We start from the raw sequence: 18,750 nt of genomic DNA, 5'->3' as shown, positions 1-18,750 counted from the left end.
GACATTTGTATGACAACCAGCGGTTCTTTACGTGTCGGTAGGGATCGCCGGCGGTGGAAACACTGCCTCGCCACCGCTGGCATCGAGCTGGCGAATGTCCGTTGGCTTGCCCTGCTCATCCAGGCTCACCAAACCAATGCCACTGGCGTTCCACAGTCGCTCTCCGGCGCTGGCTTGGTCAGGGTCGCGGGGGTAGATGCTAAGCTTACGCCGCTTGGTGAACCAGTTCAGCGGCGACAGCGGTGCGTAGAGCCAGCGGTTCAAGCGGTCAAAGGTATTCAGCAGCTGCTTGGGAAAGGTATTTTTCACTCCGCTGGAGGTGATCTGCCATAGCTGGGGAGCGCGCTTCTGACGGCGCACGACGATGTCGTAGGCAAAGGAGTAGTGCACATCTCCCGAGAGAATCACGTAGTTACCGGGCGTTTTGGAGTGCCGCCAGATATGCAGCAGCACGTTAGCCGCGCCGCGGTGCGCCATCCAGTTCTCGGCATCGACCACCAACGGCTTGCCCGCCAGGGTAAAGAGCTTTTGAATGCCTTCGATCAGTTTGACGCCAAACATCGGCGCAGGCGAAACGATGACCGCGCTTTGGGTGCCCAGCAGCGCCTGCTGCATCTCCATCAGCGCTTCCCAATCCATCAAGCCAGACGGGCGGTTGGGGCTGCGCTCGCTGCGCCAGCGCCGCGTGCGGGTATCCAGTACGATAAGCGTGGGCGTGCCCGGCACCTGAAACTCCCAGCCCTGAAAGCGCAGCAGCTGCTCGATAAACGCGTCCTGGTGGTCAGGCTTCAGCGGGCCGACATCGTCGAACAGCGTGATCGCTTGGTGAAGCAACGGATTAAGTTTATCGGGCGCATTCCCCCACCCCTGGCAAAGCAAATACGCCACCAGCGCGTTACCAATAATGCGCTTGGAGAACGGATGCCCATAGGCGCAGCGCTCCCAGTCGGCGGTCAGGTTCCAGTCATCGGTGACATCATGATCATCGAAAATCATCAGGCTGGGCACGTGGGCCATTAACCGAGCGCACTGGGGCAGCCCCTCTACGAACGCTTCGATGATTGCCTGCTCTTCGCGATAAGCCTCGGCCTCTTTTTCGCCTAGCGCCGGTGCCTCATAGGCGATCACTTGCCACGGGGTCGGCGACCATACCAGGCAGTACATGGCGAGCATCTCGGCCAGGGTCATGAGATGATTCTGGGCGTTGGCTGATGTAAAGACGGGTTTTTTCACGCCCCCAAAAAAGCGCTCACGCAAGGCAGCATTACTGGTGACATCCGGCAGCAGTGCTTCTCGATGGTAGTAGCTCTCCGGGGCATTGTAGAGTGCCTGGCTATCCTCGACGGTCGCACCTTCCAGCCACTCATCGACCAGCCCCAATCGGGCAATCAACGCATGTACGGCGCGCAGCATAGGGCCCGCCACGTCGTCGACGTACACCTGATCACCGGTCATCAGCAGCCATGCGGGCCACTCGGAGGGCGTCTCCTGACGCTCGGCCAGCCAGCTATCGGCCCTTACTAAGCCGTCGGCGCTCTCGTGGTGGGGTTTACGGCAAGAGCCGTGCATCAAGCGGTGGTGGCGAGAGGCCAACACAAAGCCCGGAGAGTCGTAGCCATCGTGGCATAGCCACGGCGCCCATTCCGGCAGAGGCCGCCACTGCCCTTCCTGGCTTTTCACCTGAAGATCGTAGGCAATACGGGTATCAGTGGGTAGCGCGACGGGCAGCCTTAGGTCAATCGCATGAATATAGGCATGCCGCCCAATCGCTACGCATTGATGGGCATTATCGAGTGCGTAGGTCTGCTGGGCGTCTTGCCCGGAATTCAACACGAGCTGCATGGTGAGCGGCCGGGTCGCTACCAGCCATAAAACGAGCCGGGACGGCGACAGCCGCCTCAGCAAAGGCCCAACCAGAACGTCGGGTAACGTCGTAGCGATTCGCGTCATTTCACACCCTCTGTGCTGTGTGTTGCATCGCTGCTTGACGGGTCGATTCAAACAGCGACCACAGGCAGTTCAATGACCACCTCTAAACCGCCAGACGCTGCGCGCTGTAGGCGCATCTGGCCATGATAAAGCGTGACGAGGTCCGTCACGATGGCCAAGCCCAACCCGCTGCCCGAGCGCTGCTCGTCCAGCCGCTTGCCGCGCCGCACCGCCGCTTGGCACTCCTGGGCCGTCATGCCAGGACCATCGTCGCTCACCACCAACCGTAGCGTCTTGTGGTCGGCCTGCAGACGAATGTGCACATCGCTATTGGCCCAGCGCAGCGCATTGTCGAGCACGTTACCCGCCATCTCTTGTAAATCTTGACTATCCATATGCACCTCCACGCCGCTATCGACGGTTTGGCGCAACGTAATATGGCGGCGCTGCGCTAGCCGGGCGAGCCCAGTGATGAGCGGCGAGAGCGTCTCGTGTAGCGCCACCGGGGCAAAGCGCACGCCCTCACCGGCGGCAGAGGCCCGCGCCAGATGGTGACGCACGGCGCTATCGATACGCGCCAGCTCGGCCTCCCAGGCACTGCGGCTCTCGCCAGGGAGCTGTTTGGCCAGTAGCCGCATGACGCTGATCGGCGTTTTGAGGGCATGGGCCAAATTGCCCGCCGTGTGGCGGCCGCGCTCGATGAGCCGCTGATCGCGGGCCAGCACCGCGTTCATGGAAGCAGCGAGGGTCGCTAACTCCTCGGGCAGCCGGGTATCCAGTTGCTCTGCTCGCCCCTGCTCTACGTCGCGCAGGTTGGCATTCATACGCCGCAGCGGCGCGAGCCCCCACCGCACCTGCAGCGCCAACACGCCCAACAGCATCACCCCAAGGCCCAACAGTCCTAGCCATAACACCTGCTGGAAGGCCTTGATGTCTTCGCGCAAGTCATCGTCTCGCGCGGCAACGCTCACGTGTAGCGGCGCTTCCAGCGCGCCCAGGTAGATATCTCGCTCTACCACGCGCAGTTGCTGACCACGTGGGCCCAACAGAGTGCGGGCAGTCAATCGCTCGCTTTCTAGCACCGGTAAGCGCTGATCCCATAACGACCGCGACGTGACCGTGTGGTTCGCCTCATCGGTAATTTGCCAGTACCAGCCGGAGTACACGTGGTCGAAGCGAGGGTCCCCTAGCGCGCGCTCGTAGCTGAGCTGCTCGCTCAAAGAATCGTAGGTCACCCCGGCGATCACCACGTTGAGCGTCGCTTCCAGCCGCTCGTCGAAGGCGCCGACGGCCGCGGTGCGGTAGTGATGCGCCAGTAGCCATCCAGCGATGGGCAGCGCCAGTAGCACCATCAATAGCACCGCCAGCAGCAGGCGGAAAGTGATCGACCGCCCGGCCCAGCGCTGACTCCAAGAAACGACACCAGCACTCATGTGTCGCTCGGTTCGTCAGCCAGTAAGCGATAGCCTTGGCCACGCAGCGTCGCAATGCGCCATGCGCCCAGCTTGCGACGCAGACGGCTAACCTGCACGTCGATCACGTTGGAATCAGGCTCGTGATCGCGGTCGTAGACATGCTCTGAGAGCTCACTACGGCTAACGACTCGGGGAGCGGCGTGCATCAAATAACTCAATAGGCGGGTTTCCTGGGCGGTCAAGCTCACCGGTCTGCCCACCAACGTGACGTGCTGGGTATGCGTATCCAAGCAGAGCTCGCCAACCTTGAGGACCGGGTGCGCGTGACCGTGAGTGCGGCGCACCAGCGCCCGCAGGCGAAAGAGCACTTCAGCAGGCTCGAAAGGCTTGGTGACGTAATCGTCGGCACCGGCGGTGAAGCCAGCGGCTTTGTCGGCCCAGCGTTCTCGTGCAGTCAAAATCAGTACGGGAAGATCGATACCGTCTTCACGCCAGGAAGAGAGCCAGCGGGTACCGTCGCCATCGGGCAAGCCAATATCCAAAATGACCGTATCGTACGCCTCTGTTCGCACCAAAAAGTCCGCTTCCTGGCCGTTCTCAGCCCGCTCGACGATCCAATCGCCATCCTGCAGCGCTTGGCTCAGCTCACGGGCAAGCGCCTGGTCATCCTCTACCAGTAAACACTTCATCAACACACCCTTAATGGAAAAACGACTTAACGCTGCATCTCGCGAATGCGCACACCCTCGATTTGCATGAGCTGGCCACTTTGGCCATCGAACTCGAACTCCACGACTTGGCCTTGGGGTCCTAGCAGCTTGATTTCATACTCGACCAGCCCATCATCGCGCTCGACCTCGATCTCCAACACGTCACCCATGTAATGGGCGTCGAGCCAGTCGAGAATGGTCTCCAGCGGCACCACGTCGCCTCGCTGCACTTCGCTATGCAGGTCTTTCCAGTGCTGGTCCCCGGTCGCGCTACTCATCAACAAGAGTACCAGCACCAGCGCCGCACTCCCCTTCAACGGGAGCCGCCGCATAGGGGACTGCTTAAGCGAAAAAAGAGAGGTCATTTTCATGTCGCTAGAATGCCAAAGGCAACATGAACGCCAGATGAACGGCTTTGTCAGGTTTAGGAAAGAACCCCGATGATATAACTACCCTGTCGCATTCGCTGACTGACCTCGTTAGGCATCATCCAGCAATGCATTCACCAAGCAAAGAAGGAATTTGACATGAACGCGATGAAAAAAATGCTGCTGATCCCGACCTCTGCTCTTCTACTTACCGCCGCAGCGGGTAGCGCCCAAGCAGACACGCAGCCGATGGACCGGATCGATGACATTCTAACCTACGCTGCCGACTACGGGTTCACCCATATCGAGGAGATCAACGCCGACGACCGCGGCCGTGTCGAAGTGGAGGGCTGGCTGGATGACGAGTGGTACGCCGAGGTGGATTTCTCCATCGATAACGGCGACACCCTGCAGGAAGAACGTAAGCGCTTGATTACCGGTGCTTGGGGCATGAGCGAAGAGGACGTTCGCCAAGCACTCAATGCCGCGAGTCAAGAAGGCATGACCGAATTCGAAAGCATCGATATCGATAAAAGCGGTATCATCGACGTCGAAGGCCGAGAGCAGAACGGTCGCGAACTAGAGTTGAGCCTCCGCCAGGGCTCCTTTGAAGTGACCCAGATGGATCGCGACTGATCGCTCGAGTAATACACGTTCTCGTTAGCACCCCGGGGCTAACACTCCATCAGCGGCGGGCCTTTGGGCCCGCCGCTGACGTTGCGCTATGTCGCTTCGCTGACTAGCGGCAGTCCTGGCAGTTACCTCGCGCCATGATGGCTTCCGCAATCCGCTCGATGCCCTGGCGATAGGCGGCTTGTCGATACGTCACCTGCTCTTTTTCCGCCCTGAGCAGCACTCGCTTGGCTTCATCGCCAAGTCGGTCATCCAAGCGCTGATTGACCTCGCTCTCGTGCCACTTTTCACCAGCGCGGTTTTGCAGCCACTCGAAGTAGCTCACGATGACGCCGCCGGTATTCGCCAGCACGTCAGGCAGCACCGGAATGTTCCGTTTTTCCAGTGCGGTATCCGCTTCGCTAGTGAGCGGCCCGTTGGCAATTTCAAGCACCGCGCCAGCCTTCACCTCGTCGACATTGTCGCGGTGCAGCTGATTTTCCAGCGCGGCGAGCACCAGCACATCGACCTCCAGCCCCAGTAACTCATCCCCCGACATGGCTTTGCCCTGCTGGCTTTTGGACAGCTTGCCGTGCTGTTGCTTATCCTCTTTCGCCGCGTCGATATCCAGCCCGTCGGCATGGTAGATCGCGCCACTCGAATCGGAGACCGCGACCACCTTATAGCCACGCTGGCTTGCCAGACGCGCAAAATGGAAAGCCGCATTACCAAATCCTTGCACGGCGAGGGTGGTCTCTTCGGGCGTGCGCTCCTCGCGCTCAGCCCATAGGTCCAGTACGGTGAGCGCTCCGCGCCCCGTGGCTTCGACGCGCCCCGGCGAGCCACCCAGTGAGAGCGGTTTTCCGGTGATCGCTGCGGGCGCCTGGGCACGTCGAATCTGCTCGTACTCATCGATCATCCAGCCCATGACGGTGGCATCGGTGTTTACGTCCGGAGCGGGAATGTCACGGTCGGGCCCCATGATATCGGCAATAGCGCGGATATAGCCGCGCGCCAATCGCTCACGCTCCAATGACGATAGCGCCTTGGCATCCACCTGCACGCCACCTTTACCCCCGCCATAGGGCAGCCCCACTACGGCGCACTTGACGGCCATCCAAAAGCTCAGCGTAGTCACTTCATGCTGATTCACATCCGGGTGGAAGCGCACGCCGCCCTTGGCCGGGCCGAGGCTGGTGTCGTACTGCACCCGCCAAGCGGGAAACGCCTTCAAGCTACCGTCGTCCATACGGACCGGCACGCTCACTTGCAGCGAGAGGCTAGGCTGCATCAGCCGGGCCTGGGCATCGGGATGAATTTCCAGCGCTTCAAACACCGTTTCAAGCCGCGAGCGAGCATCCTCGAATAGCGCGGCGCCCGTCTCAGGGGTTAGCTGCTGTGGCGCATGATTGGCGGACGTTATCGCCGAGGACTTGTGCGTTTTAGACGTTTTCTTTTTCGACTTGCGACTGCCCATGCAACACTCCTTTGCTCGGTAGGGATTTTATTGGCATCACGAGGTATTGTGTTTAGCGTAGCAGCAAGCGGCTGACTCAGTCGCCTCTCGAGCCCCCTTGATAGGAGAGACGTTTGACGACCTCTGCCGAAGGTGTCAGCGATAGGATTCACCACGCCGTACTGCGCGATATGGCGTGGCTGCTGGCAACACCGGACCTCGTGGCGCTGGGCAACTACCCCGGCCGCCCCAGCAATGCCACATTGGGTCTCGATGGCGGGCAGCAGGCGTGGTTGCAAACACTAGCGCCCAACGTCGCCGCGCTCGATGGCCAGCTCGCCACCCGCATGGGGCACTACCATGAGCGGCTTTGGCATTTGCTGCTGGATAACGCGCCCAACACTCGCCTGCTGGCCCGCAACCTGCGCATTACCCATCGACGAAACACCCTGGGTGAGCTGGACATGCTCTACCGTACTCGGGAAAACCCGGCTCCGGTGCATTTGGAAGTGGCGATCAAGTTCTATCTCGGCCTGCCTGAAGGGCCAGGAGACGCCGCGTGCCAAAGTCGTTGGATTGGCCCCGGGGGCTTGGACAGCTTAGCACTGAAGTACAGCCATCTTTTACATCATCAGCTACCGCTCTCCCGTACGCCTCAGGCAAAGGCTGCCATGGCGCACTGGCTAGCGCCCCGTGACATCGCAGAGCCGACAACGCTCAGCGCACGGCTCACTCAACGGCTAGCCCTTCCTGGCGTGCTGTTTTACCCCTGGCACGCAACGCTGCCGCCCCCCGCGGGCGCCACGGCCGAGCATCGGCGTGGATGGTGGTGCCATCAGCATGCTTGGCCCAGTGTCGCCGAGCATTACAGCACGGCGCTGCAGCTCGCCAGACTTACCAAGCCCCACTGGTTAGCCCCTCCCCCCCTTGACGCCTTTGGCGCTGCCAAACAGCGGATGCCAGACGTGATGGCACAGGTCGACCGCTACGGACCGCAGCAAGTGATGCTGTACGATCCGCAGAAAGAGCAGGAGGGAGCGCATTACGAAGAGAGGCCGCTAACGCGGCTGATGGTGGTGCCCGACGACTGGCCGCACCAAATACCGCTGCCGCCCAAACGGCGCGGTTAACCTAACGTTTAGATCACCACGAGATTGTCGCGATGGATGAGCTCGTGGGCTTCCACGTAGCCGAGAATGGCTTCGATCTGATGGCTGGGTTGGCCTGCTAGCTGGCGCGCCTCATCGGCACCGTAGTTGATCAAGCCCTTGGCCACGCGGGCACCTTGTTCATCCACACAGAGCACCATGTCGCCACGCTTGAAACTGCCCTGAACGTCCCGTACACCCACGGCTAGCAGACTGGAGCCTTTGTCGCGCAGCACGTTGACCGCGCCCGCATCCAGCACCAGAGTACCGCGCACCTGTAGCTGCCCTGCTAGCCAGCGCTTACGCGCGGCCATCGGCGCCTGATCCGGGCGCAGCAGCGTACCCAACGCTTCGCCGCCCATGAGGCGGGTGATGACGTCTGGCTGGCGGCCGCTGGCAATCACGGTCACCGCGCCGGAGCGCGCCGCGAGCTGCGCTGCACGCACCTTGGTGCTCATTCCCCCGCGCCCCAGCGCGCCACCGCTGCCCGCGACGGCGGCCAAACGCGGGTCGTCGGCTCGCCCTTCGGCAATCAGCGTGGCCGACGGATCATGGCGCGGGTCGGCATCGAACAGGCCTTCCTGGTCGGTGAGTAGCAGCAGCGCATCGGCCTCCAGGAGGTTGGCCACTAGCGCGCCCAGTGTGTCGTTATCGCCGAAGCGGATCTCGTCGGTGACGACGGTATCGTTTTCGTTGATCACCGGCACCACGCGCATCTCCACCAGGGTACGCAGCGCCGAGAGCGCATTGAGATAGCGCTTACGGTTAGAGAGATCGTCGTGGGTAAGCAGAATTTGCGCAGTGAGCATGCCGTGGCGAGCAAAGTGCTGCTCGTAGCACTGGGTGAGCCCGTTCTGCCCTACGGCTGCCGCCGCCTGAAGCTCGTGCACGGCGCTGGGGCGCGCCTGCCAGCCTAGGCGCACCATGCCTGCCGCCACGGCTCCCGAAGAGACCAACACCACATCGATACCCTGCTGATGCAAGGCAGCAATTTGATCCACCCACCCGCCGATGGCCGCTTCGTCCAGCCCGCGGCCATCGTTGGTGAGCAGCGCGCTGCCAATCTTGACCACTATCCGGCGGGCACTACTCAGCGCCTCACGGCCCGGCAACTGCTCGTTGTGTTCCACGTCGCGACTCTCCCACGCCATTGCGCTCACGCGATTCATCCTGGTCGGCATGCCTGCCGTTTACGGGGCGTACTCTACTTCGACATCGTAATCATCGTCGTCGAAATCGTCATCGTCTTCGTCGTCATCGCGCTTGCGGCGACGGCCAAGGCGAGCTTCGGTGCGGGCCACCGACTCCTCTTCCATGCGGCGACGCATCTCCTGCTCGCGGGCATGGGCCTCTTCGTCTTCGTTTTCCAGACGCTGCTGCTCGGTGAGCCAGCGGTACGCCGCCTGCACCAGCTTGTCAGTGCCTTCGCTGCTGATCGCCGAAATACGGAACACCGGACCGTCCCAGTTCAACGCCTCGATGATCGCCTGGGCCCGCGCTTCGCGCTCCTCTTCCGGCAGCAGGTCGAACTTGTTCAACACCAGCCAGCGCGGCCGCTCGGAGAGCGCCGGGGAGAACTGGCCCAGCTCGTGCACGATGGCCTGGGCAGCCTCGACCGGATCGGACTCGTCGAACGGCGCCACATCCACCACGTGGAACAGCAGCCGCGTACGGGTCAGGTGCTTCAAGAAGCGCAGCCCCAGACCCGCGCCATCGGAAGCTCCTTCGATCAGTCCCGGAACGTCGGCCATCACGAAGTGCTCGTGCATCCCCAGCTTGACCACGCCCAGGTTCGGCACCAGCGTGGTGAACGGGTAGTTGGCCACCTTCGGCTTGGCCGCCGACACCGACCGAATCAGCGTCGACTTACCGGCGTTGGGCATGCCGAGCAGGCCCACGTCCGCCATTACCTTCATTTCCAGGCGCAAATTGCGGCGATCACCTTCGGTGCCTGGCGTGGTACGACGCGGTGCGCGATTGGTAGAAGACTTGAAGTGAATGTTACCCAACCCACGGCGACCACCTTCGGCCACCAGCACGACCTGACCGATTTCCGTCACGTCGGCAATCACCTCGAGGGTATCTTCATCGATCACCGTGGTGCCCACCGGCACTTTGACGTGCAGATCTTCCCCGGCTTTACCGCTCATCTGGCGACCCATACCGCCCTGACCGTTTTCAGCTTTGTAGAAACGCTGAAACTTGAAATCAATCAAGGTGTTGAGCGCATCATCACCAATCAGATAGACGCTGCCTCCGTGGCCGCCATCGCCACCATCAGGGCCCCCTTTGGGCACATATTTCTCGCGGCGAAAGCTCAGACAGCCATTGCCGCCTTTACCTGCCTCAACAATGATCGAGGCTTCATCGACGAACTGCATTGGATTCTCCCGGCCGCTTCCGCCGCCCTGACTACCACTACACTATCCCTCCCGCTTCATGCGGGCCAAAGGGATCGAAAAGACAAAAAAGCCCCGCCATGGCGGGGCTTTTTTTCGTCATCTTCACACTGCGTAAATTACCCAAGATAACTTACACACCGCGATCGTAGCTGCTTAGGCAGACACGATGCTGACGAATTTACGGTTCTTCGGACCTTTGGTCTCGAACTTCACGACGCCATCGTTCAGCGCGAACAGCGTGTAGTCGCGACCAACGCCAACGCCCGTGCCAGCATGGAAACGCGTGCCGCGCTGACGAACGATGATGTTACCGGCGGTTGCCGCTTGGCCACCGTACAGTTTCACACCAAGGCGTTTGGATTCGGAATCGCGACCGTTACGCGTGGAGCCGGCTGCCTTTTTATGTGCCATTGCAAAATCCTCCTAAAGGGAAGTGACTGCTTACGCAGAAATTCCGGTAATTTTGACTTCAGTGAACCACTGACGGTGGCCCTGACGCTTCATGTGGTGCTTCCGGCGGCGGAACTTGATGATGGTGACTTTGTCGCCACGGCCGTGGGAAACGACTTCGGCGGACACCTTGGCACCGCTTACCAGCGGAGCGCCAACGTTGACGTCGTCGCCGTCTGCAACCAGCAGCACTTCATCAAACTCAATCGTTTCGCCGGTAGCGACTTCGATTTTCTCGAGTTTGAGGGTCTGACCTTCTTGAACGCGGTACTGTTTGCCACCGCTTTTGATAACTGCGTACATGTCGCTCTCCGGACTTGTCGTTAATGCCGGTTACGCCCCGCGTAACCAACGCTCATCGCCTTCCGCTCTTATCGACCTGCTGCGAGTGGCGCCCCTTTTGGCAACCATCTGACAGGGAGCATGATGAGTGGGTCGCGGATTATAACGACTATCGCTGCATACCACAAGGCCACTGGGGTTTGTCAATCGCTCATGCGCCCTCCCCGCCGCGCTATGCCTTGACGCCTTACAGGCAGCCCCATAGCATGGCTTCAACCTTTTACCCGCCGCAATGAACGGAACCCATGACAGCCAACGTCTCCCCCACCTCGCCTGCCAGCCCTTCGCCTTCACCGCTGCACGCCGTGGTGGCGGATGACTTTGATGCCGTCAACCGCACCATCGTGGCGCAGCTCAACTCTAAAGTGCCGCTGGTCGAAACCATCGGCCAGTACATCATCGACAGCGGCGGCAAGCGCCTGCGTCCGCTGTTGGTCCTGCTGGCGGCACGTGCGTTAGGCTATGAGGGTGACAAACACATTACCCTCGCCACCCTCATCGAGTTCATGCATACCTCGACGCTACTGCATGACGACGTGGTGGATGAGTCGCACATGCGTCGAGGCAAAAAAACCGCCAACGACGCCTGGGGTAATGCGCCCTCGGTCCTGGTAGGCGACTTTCTCTACTCCCGCTCGTTTCAAATGATGGTCGACGTCGGTTCCATGCGCATCATGGCGATTCTATCGGGCGCGACCTGCGTCATCGCGGAAGGCGAGGTGCTGCAGTTGACCAACATCGGTAATCCCAGCATTTCCGAGACGGACTACTTCGAGACGATACAAGGCAAAACCGCGATGCTGTTTGAAGCCGCTTCTCATAGCGGCGCCGTGCTCGCCGACGCCACGTCCGAGCAAGAGCGCGCCCTGCAGCACTACGGCCGCTATCTGGGCCTCGCTTTCCAATTGATCGACGACCTGCTGGATTACCAGGGCGACGCTGATGCCATGGGCAAGAACGTGGGAGACGACCTCGCCGAAGGTAAACCTACCCTGCCCCTCATTCATGCCATGGAGCGCGGCACCCCTGAGCAAGCCAAGCTGATTCGCCAGGTGATCCGTAAAGGCGGCCTGGAGCAACTGGACGAGGTGCTGGCGATCATTCACGCCACCGGCGCCCTCGAATATACTCGCGCCCGGGCCGAAGAGATGGCGGACAAAGCGCTAGCAGAGCTCGACGCCTTACCCCCCAGCGCCTACCGCGATAGTATGGCGCAGCTTGCCCGCTTGGCCGTCGACCGCCAAGCCTAACCGTCGAGATCGGCCTCACGGCACAAACCACGCAAAAGGGGCTTGAAAAAAGCCCCTTCCCTGCGTATGATTCGTCCCGTTGTTGAGCATGTCTTAGCAACCTTCGGAATATAGCTCAGCTTGGTAGAGCGCTGCCTTCGGGAGGCAGAGGTCGTAGGTTCGAATCCTGCTATTCCGACCAAAGAATTCAATGAAAACGGCCACTTCGCTCTCTAAGCAAGTGGCCGTTTTTGTTGGCATCCCCCCAGCCACGCGGATAGGGGGGACGGCAGGCGCGTGCTTAGAACGCCTCCCACTCCGGTTCGGCCACATCGGCACGGTTTTTCTTGGCCGGTGAAGCGGTGGGCTTTGCCGGAGCCTGCGCTGGCGCGCGCGCGATGGGAAGCGGGTGACGAGCTTCGTGGGCCGATAGTTTGAACGTAGCGACTGCGCGCTCCAAATGGGCAGCTTGCTCTTCTAAAGACGCTGCCGCTGAGGCGGACTCTTGAACCAACGCCGCGTTTTGCTGGGTGACTTCATCCATTTGTGCGATGGCTTGGTTCACCTGCTCGATGCCGTCACTTTGTTCGGTCGAGGCCGCGGAAATTTCGTCCATGATATCGGCGACGCGCTTCACGGACGCCATAATGGCCTCCATGGTCTGCCCGGCGCCCTCTACCAGCTGCGACCCTTGCTCCACCTGCCCTACCGATGTTTCGATCAGTGCTCTGATCTCTTTGGCAGCATCGGCACTGCGGCTGGCAAGATTACGCACTTCGGTCGCGACCACCGCGAACCCCCTGCCTTGCTCCCCTGCGCGCGCCGCTTCCACCGACGCATTGAGCGCCAAAATATTGGTTTGGAACGCAATAGAGTCAATGACGCCAATGATATCGCTGATTTTTCGGGAGCTGTCGGCAATGCCGTGCATGGTCACGACCACTTGCTCGACGGCCTCGCCACCCTGGGCAGCCGTCGCCGACGCTTCGCTTGCCAACGTACTGCCTTGACGCGCATTGTCGGAGTTTTGCTTCACCGTCGCCGTTAGCTGCTCCATGCTGGCAGCGGTCTCCTCGAGGGAAGCGGCCTGCTGCTCAGTGCGGGAAGACAGATCAGCGTTACCCCCGGCAATTTCGCGTGCGCCAATGTGGATCGAGCCACTGCTATCACGTACGGAAGAGACCGTTTGCGACAGTCCCGTTTGCATGTGTCGCATCGCCGAAAAGAGTTGGCCAATTTCGTTACGGCCACGGTCGGCAATGCTGTGCGATAGATCGCCTTGCGCAATGCGCTCGAAATGCTGCCCCGCCTCTTTGAGCGGACGCAGGACGACACGCATCATGCCCATGAGCACCAGCGCGATACACAGCGCCACAAACAGCAGCACAGCGATCTCCACATACGTATTGATGGTTCTGCTCTGTTGATAATCATCCATGAGGTTCTGGCCGCGCTGACGAGCATAGGCGATAAAGGCTTCATTTGCGGCCATGTACGCTAGGTTGAGCTGATCGCCGGTCGTTTTAGCGGCACGAAACGCAGCTTCATTACGATTGTCGAGTCCGGTATATTGCGGCTCCAAACCATTGGCAACGAGCTGTGTAAACGCTGCCTCGATAGCATCGGCATAGGGTTGGCCCTGTGCTGATTTCGGCACGGCCAAGAAATCTTCGAAATACTGTTTAGCCATCTGAAGCGTTTGATTGGCTTTTTCTAGGTGGGCGCTGGCAAGCGCGGTCTCTCCTTCGCTCAAGGCATCGAGATGATTCAAGAAAAACAGCTGGGTGTCGGCCACGTTGACCTGCGCTCGATTAAGCGCGTTCAGCTGTTTAACGTTGATTCTATTGAGCTCTTCGAGTGCGTCGGATGCTTTAGAACTACTGAGGTAGCCCAGCCCGGCCACCAGCAGTATAAAAGCCGCGAAGAGTCCTAAGATGGTGATCAGACTTGCCTTGATCGATATGTTTTTCAGCACGTTAGCGTCTTCCACGTGAGTACGGAACAACAGGCCACAAGCGCGACCTAGATAGATGTCTTGCTATCAGTAGAAGGGCGTTCTGACGATAGGGTGACTAACGTGTTTATCGGCACTCCCGCTTGGACGTTTAGAGATTGCTAGAGCAAGTGTCGAAACATTGATATAGATCAATATTTATTGCCGGGCGCACACGACGCCCCAATACACGTTTATTATAAATAACAATATTCTATCGATTTAATGATAGGTTAGCTCATTAGCGTATCAGGCAACCTGATGGTGCTTTAGGTAACGATCAGCTTAACTGCCACCAACGCGGCAGTAAGGCGCGCACTTTGTTCTGAGCGAAGCGATCATCCATTAACACAACAACCCCCTCATCTTCAGGGCTGCGGATCACGCGCCCGGCGGCTTGCACCACTTTGATCATACCGGGGATATGATAGGTATAGTCATCACCTTGACCGAACCGCGCCTGCAGCCGTGCCTTGAGCGCTTCGTTGAAGTCGTTGAAGGGGGGTAAGCCGAGCGTCGCCACAAAGGCACCAATCAATCGGTCACCGGGCAAATCGATTCCCTCCGCAAAGGCGCCGCCCAATACGGCAAAGCCAATCCCTTTCCCACCCGGTGCAAAGCGAGCTAGAAACGCATCACGCTCGGGTTCCTGCATACTGCGTGTTTGCGCCCAAGCCGGAATCTCAGGGTGCGCCAACTCGAACGCACGCATCACCTGTTCTAGGTATGCAAAACTGCTTAAAAAGGCCAAATAGTGGCCCGGCGTGCGCCGGTACTGCGCTGCCAGGGTAGCCACGATCGGCGTTACCGACGCCACACGATGGTGATAGCGCGTGGAAATGTCGGTGCGTAACTGCACCTCTAGTTGGCACGCCACGAACGGCGAGTCTACCTCACGCCAAACACTCTGTTCGGGAAGACCCAGCAGGTTCCGGTAGTAGTGAAAAGGCGTCAGCGTGGCCGAAAACAGCACCGCACAGTGGGCACGCTCAAAACGGGGGGCAAGAAAATCCGCCGGTATCACATTGCGCAGCCCAAGCACCGAACGTCCCTTACCTTGAATCTCTAAATCGCACAGCGAGTGGTCGCCGAACGATTCCGCTAAGCGACAGAACGCCAGTGCTTCGAACAGCAGTTCCTGAAGCGCCTGATTCACTTCGTCGGGATGCTCCACGAGATAGTCCGTGATGGCCCCGGCCAAGGCATGCAGCGCCCCCACCAGCTTGGTGGGCAGCGCCTCCAACACATGGTAGCGGCGCTCTGGTGCGTGCTCGGCCGTCTCTTTGTTGAGCGCCTGCCACTGCCTGCCCACTCGGGCCAACGGCTTGGCTAAGGCGGGTGGGGATTGGCGGCGCAGATAGCTCAAGCGCTGCTGGGTGAGGGCGGCGCTGTACATGCCACGAGCGCGCTCTACCAGGTTATGCGCCTCATCCACCAGTAGGCCCACCCGCCAGTCGTTGGCCTGGGCAAGCCCGTGCAGAAGCGCATGGCTATCGAACCAGTGATTGACATCCCCCACGACCACATCGGCCCAGCGGGCCAGCTCCTGGCCCAAATAGTAGGGGCAGACGTGATGTGCCAGCGCTACCTCGCGCAGTGCTTCGCGGTCTAGCCAGCTTTTCTCTACCGCGACTTGGCGAGCGGCAGACAAGCGATCGTAAAACCCCCTGGCCAACGGGCAGGTATCGCCCTGGCAGGCGGTACCCGGGTACTCACACGCTTTTTCACGGGCTACCAGTTCCAGCACACGCAGCGGCTGCGTGGGAGCATCCAAGCACGCCAAAGCATCCAACGCCAAGCGGCGGCCTGGGGTTTTCATGGTGAGAAAGGCGATGCGGTCGAGCCGCTGACGGGGCATCGCGGAGAGCATAGGGAACAGCGTGCCCAGGGTTTTGCCGATACCAGTGGGCGCCTGGGCCAGCAGGCAGCGCCCGGTGCTGGCGGCTTTGAAGACATCCTCGGCCAGTGCCCGCTGGCCGGGGCGAAAATCCGCGTGAGGAAAGGTCAGCGTGGTGAGCCACCCATCGCGACGCTCACGGTGGGCGGCCTCCTGCTCGGCCCAGGCTAAAAAGCGTTGGCACTGGTCGACAAAAAACGCTGTTAATTCCTCGTTGCTAGCCTCGAGCGTCAGCCGCGTTTCCTGGCCACTGTCGATATTCAGGTATACCAGCGCCAACGTAATGTGCGGCAAATCCCGCTCCGCGCAAAGCAGCGCCCCGTACATCTTTACCTGCGCCCAGTGGAGCGACCGCTGGTTATCGGCCATGCGCGTTAGGCTACCGCGATGGGTCTTGACCTCTTCGACACAGTTGGCCGCCACATCGAAACCATCGGCGCGGCCAGACACGTGTAGCCCCTGATACTCACCGGAGAGAGGAAGTTCGGCCTCGTAACCCGCTATGTTTTCCCGCCGTTTGGCCACCAGAGCGTGCCCCTCGATACCCGCTTGGGCGCTGGGCGAGGGAGTGAAGCGGTGGTCGAGATCACCCTCGCGCGCGGTGAAGTCGCACAGCGTGCGCACCGCCACCCGATAGCGGCTCATGGCACGGGCTGCCAGCGCACGTGGCACACTTCGACGGGTATGTCGTGGCGGCAGAAGAAGTCGATCCAGCGGCGCTGGTTATCCTGTAGCCGGTCGCCGGGGCCTTTCACTTCGATCATGCGATAGCGAAGCTCCCCATCGGGCGCATCGGGTATCAGTTGAATGAGATCGGGCAGGCCCGCTCGGTTGTGCTTTAGATCACTCAACAAGCGGATAAAGCAGGCCCGCAGGTGTTCAGCGGGCAGACAGTCAAGTGCCGCCGTTAGCAGCGGCTCGTTCAGGAGTCCCCAGTGCACGAAGGGCGAGGTAATGCCCTGTTTGGCGTGCCAGGTGGCCCAAATCGTCTCGCGGTAACGCCCGTCGTCTAACTGCGCCAAGCAGGCGTCGATCTCGGCTTGGCGCTGGACGACGAAATCCTCGCGGTATAAATCCGCAGGGCCGCTGTGGAACGGATGAAAAAACGCGCCCGGTAGCGGTTTGAACATCACAGGCCAGAGCAGCAGACCAAACAGCCCGGTGATTAGTCCATTTTCCACATAGAACACCGGGGCAGTGGCGGTGGATAAGTGCTCGGCAACGGCGCGTTCTACTGGTTGCGGACCAGCAAGCTCCAACACATAGGTCGGCGCCTCGGCCGCCTTGACGGCCTGTGGGGAGGGCAACGCCAGCTTGCGTGCCAAGCGCGGTAGCAAGCGACTCAGCGCTTGGGCCTCACCCTCCCCTGCCTGCTCCAGCGCGACCTGGGCGAGTTCATAAGCTTCCGAGTAACGGCCAATGCGCTCCAGTACGCGCAGCCTACGTATACGCGCCTCGCTGTTATTCGCTTCGGCGTAAAGCGACAACGCCTGCTCAACGTTGCCACTGCGCTCTGCCGTGCGGCCCAGGGTCAACAGCAGCCGCGAACGGCGGGCGTCTAGCCAGCGGTTACCAAAGGCGGCGGGCACCTCTGCAGCCAGCTGCTCGGGAGATTCGCCATTTTCCAGACGCTCGCGCAGGCGGTGCAGCGTGAGGTAGGTGTCCACCTCTTCCCGGCGCTGAAACGCGCGAGACTCTGCGGTCAGCGGAACCTGTTCAAAACGCTGTAGGCCCAGCTCAGTGAGCACGAACTCAGCCCAATCTTGGCGCACGTTGCCAAAGAACATCAGCCGCAGGCGGTCGCATAGCGCCATGACGTTGAGTCGCACGATACGCGTCGACGCTTCTGGCCACCACTGGCGCAGCGGCAGTGCATCGGTGAGTACCGGCGTTAACGCCGTCTGAAGTGCGGTTTTAGTGGCATTAGACGCCAGACCGGCGGAACGAATAGAGGCTCTCAAGGCGTCGCGTAGCTCGCTCAAGCGCAGCAGCCGAAACAACTCCTCAATGGTTAACAGCGGTGCGTCACTCACCCAGCCAAGGGCTAACAGTGGCGCCAACGCCTGATGCGTATCGCCAATTTCAGGATAGCTGAGCTTATCCAAGCGAAACAGCTCGCCTTTACGCATCACCATGCGTACCAGCAGCGCTTGAGAAGCGCGTGGCAACTGCGACCACTGCTCGAGCGCGTGGTGCTCATCGGCGCTGAGTAGATCACCGTGGCGCGCCTGCACCCACGCGACCACGAAGCGAAAATTCGCTAAGTAGTAGAAGGGATCATCGAGAGAGGCGGTCGCCGGGGCGGCAGAAGCACTGTTCATTCATTCATTATAACAGTGCGAGCGGTCGTGGGTTAACCCACGCGATGCTGGTAAAGCACTGCTAATGCCTCGTCAGCGGCTTGTTCATCGATGGATGCCGTCTCATTGGGCGGCACTTGCGGCCTGCGCCCGCCGACCAACACGTACCACTCCGCTTCCGTGAGATAGTGCTGGCACCAGCGGCTGAGGCCATCGGCCACGGCTTCCCGGGGACACTCGCCGCCGCGAAACACTGTCGCAAAGTGCAGTAAATCCTGACGGGCAGTCCGTGCACGGGCATTACCGCCGTGCACCTTGGAGAGCGGGCAGCGTCGGTCGTAGGCCGCGTTGGTGAGGGCATTGAGCCAACGCTCCACTTCATGTGCCTGAATACCGCCGTAAACTGCCACGTGCCGCTCCCGCTTTGAACGATCAAATTAAAAAAATAGATGTCGACCTATAGCATAGGCCAAAAAGGCATAAGACTGCCCGAATTTCG

16 protein-coding genes and 1 tRNA gene are annotated in these 18,750 nt (G+C 60.4%); 4 read left to right on the top strand and 13 right to left on the bottom strand.

Annotated elements, in window-relative coordinates; translation table 11 throughout:
• Positions 1-27 precede the first annotated feature (27 nt).
• The 4 genes from FHJ80_RS13935 to FHJ80_RS13920 are packed head-to-tail and all read right to left on the bottom strand — an operon-like array spanning position 28 to position 4,386.
• The gene (locus FHJ80_RS13935; protein WP_139527929.1) at positions 28-1,950 is read right to left on the bottom strand and encodes an alkaline phosphatase D family protein; all 1,923 of its coding nucleotides are present in this window, start codon (positions 1,948-1,950) and stop codon (positions 28-30) included.
• A gap of 47 nt (positions 1,951-1,997) precedes the next feature.
• Entirely contained in the window at positions 1,998-3,362 is a 1,365-nt protein-coding gene (locus tag FHJ80_RS13930; protein WP_139527928.1) for a HAMP domain-containing sensor histidine kinase, read from the bottom strand.
• Positions 3,359-4,033 (bottom strand): response regulator transcription factor, encoded by a 675-nt coding sequence (locus FHJ80_RS13925; RefSeq protein ID WP_139527927.1) that lies wholly within the window; start codon positions 4,031-4,033, stop codon positions 3,359-3,361. Before FHJ80_RS13925 ends, FHJ80_RS13930 begins: the two co-directional genes overlap by 4 nt.
• A gap of 26 nt (positions 4,034-4,059) precedes the next feature.
• Positions 4,060-4,386, bottom strand: a complete 327-nt coding sequence (locus FHJ80_RS13920; protein WP_231125601.1) for a PepSY domain-containing protein — start codon at positions 4,384-4,386, stop codon at positions 4,060-4,062.
• A gap of 195 nt (positions 4,387-4,581) precedes the next feature.
• Here FHJ80_RS13920 and FHJ80_RS13915 point away from each other — a divergent pair, with 195 nt between their 5' ends.
• Positions 4,582-5,058: a PepSY domain-containing protein gene (locus FHJ80_RS13915; RefSeq protein ID WP_139527925.1), complete on the top strand. Its 477-nt coding sequence runs from the start codon at positions 4,582-4,584 to the stop codon at positions 5,056-5,058.
• A 103-nt stretch (positions 5,059-5,161) separates the two neighbouring features.
• On the opposite strand, the gene FHJ80_RS13910 is transcribed toward FHJ80_RS13915, so the two are convergent.
• Positions 5,162-6,511 (bottom strand): Glu/Leu/Phe/Val dehydrogenase, encoded by a 1,350-nt coding sequence (locus FHJ80_RS13910; protein WP_139527924.1) that lies wholly within the window; start codon positions 6,509-6,511, stop codon positions 5,162-5,164.
• Between the two features lie 113 nt (positions 6,512-6,624).
• On the opposite strand from FHJ80_RS13910, the gene FHJ80_RS13905 reads away from it, so the two are divergent.
• Positions 6,625-7,620: a DUF1853 family protein gene (locus FHJ80_RS13905; protein WP_369692954.1), complete on the top strand. Its 996-nt coding sequence runs from the start codon at positions 6,625-6,627 to the stop codon at positions 7,618-7,620.
• A gap of 8 nt (positions 7,621-7,628) precedes the next feature.
• Here FHJ80_RS13905 and proB read toward each other — a convergent pair whose 3' ends face one another.
• The 4 genes from proB to rplU form a co-directional block, all read right to left on the bottom strand.
• Positions 7,629-8,789, bottom strand: a complete 1,161-nt coding sequence (proB, locus tag FHJ80_RS13900; protein ID WP_231125607.1) for a glutamate 5-kinase — start codon at positions 8,787-8,789, stop codon at positions 7,629-7,631.
• Between the two features lie 39 nt (positions 8,790-8,828).
• Complete coding sequence (cgtA, locus tag FHJ80_RS13895) at positions 8,829-10,019, bottom strand: Obg family GTPase CgtA (protein ID WP_139527923.1); 1,191 nt, start codon at positions 10,017-10,019, stop codon at positions 8,829-8,831.
• A gap of 174 nt (positions 10,020-10,193) precedes the next feature.
• Positions 10,194-10,451 (bottom strand): 50S ribosomal protein L27, encoded by a 258-nt coding sequence (gene rpmA / locus FHJ80_RS13890; protein ID WP_139527922.1) that lies wholly within the window; start codon positions 10,449-10,451, stop codon positions 10,194-10,196.
• Between the two features lie 30 nt (positions 10,452-10,481).
• Positions 10,482-10,793: a 50S ribosomal protein L21 gene (gene rplU, locus FHJ80_RS13885; protein ID WP_139527921.1), complete on the bottom strand. Its 312-nt coding sequence runs from the start codon at positions 10,791-10,793 to the stop codon at positions 10,482-10,484.
• Between the two features lie 284 nt (positions 10,794-11,077).
• Between rplU and ispB the strand changes: the two genes are divergently transcribed.
• Together ispB and FHJ80_RS13875 are read left to right on the top strand one after the other, a co-directional pair.
• Positions 11,078-12,082, top strand: coding sequence for an octaprenyl diphosphate synthase (gene ispB, locus FHJ80_RS13880; RefSeq protein ID WP_139527920.1), 1,005 nt, complete (start codon positions 11,078-11,080; stop codon positions 12,080-12,082).
• Between the two features lie 104 nt (positions 12,083-12,186).
• Positions 12,187-12,263: transfer RNA gene (locus tag FHJ80_RS13875), tRNA-Pro, on the top strand.
• Between the two features lie 99 nt (positions 12,264-12,362).
• On the opposite strand, the gene FHJ80_RS17520 is transcribed toward FHJ80_RS13875, so the two are convergent.
• The 4 genes from FHJ80_RS17520 to FHJ80_RS13855 form a co-directional block, all read right to left on the bottom strand.
• Positions 12,363-14,036 carry a methyl-accepting chemotaxis protein gene (locus FHJ80_RS17520; RefSeq protein ID WP_304363361.1) on the bottom strand — a complete coding sequence of 558 codons (1,674 nt, stop codon included), beginning with the start codon at positions 14,034-14,036 and terminating at the stop codon, positions 12,363-12,365.
• Positions 14,037-14,334: 298 nt separating this feature from the next.
• The gene (locus FHJ80_RS13865) at positions 14,335-16,596 is read right to left on the bottom strand and encodes an ATP-dependent DNA helicase (RefSeq protein WP_139527919.1); all 2,262 of its coding nucleotides are present in this window, start codon (positions 16,594-16,596) and stop codon (positions 14,335-14,337) included.
• Positions 16,593-18,272, bottom strand: coding sequence for a VRR-NUC domain-containing protein (locus FHJ80_RS13860; protein WP_139527918.1), 1,680 nt, complete (start codon positions 18,270-18,272; stop codon positions 16,593-16,595). Before FHJ80_RS13860 ends, FHJ80_RS13865 begins: the two co-directional genes overlap by 4 nt.
• Before the next feature lie 32 nt (positions 18,273-18,304).
• A complete protein-coding gene (locus FHJ80_RS13855; RefSeq protein ID WP_139527917.1) occupies positions 18,305-18,661 on the bottom strand; it encodes a hypothetical protein in 357 nt (118 codons plus the stop codon).
• Between the last annotated feature and the right edge of the window lie 89 nt (positions 18,662-18,750).

Origin of the sequence: Halomonas sp. BL6 (genome assembly GCF_006228115.1) — a bacterium.
Lineage (GTDB): Bacteria > Pseudomonadota > Gammaproteobacteria > Pseudomonadales > Halomonadaceae > Vreelandella > Vreelandella piezotolerans.
The sequence above is the reverse complement of the archived record's forward strand: the minus strand, read 5'-3'. Positions and strand labels throughout refer to the sequence as shown.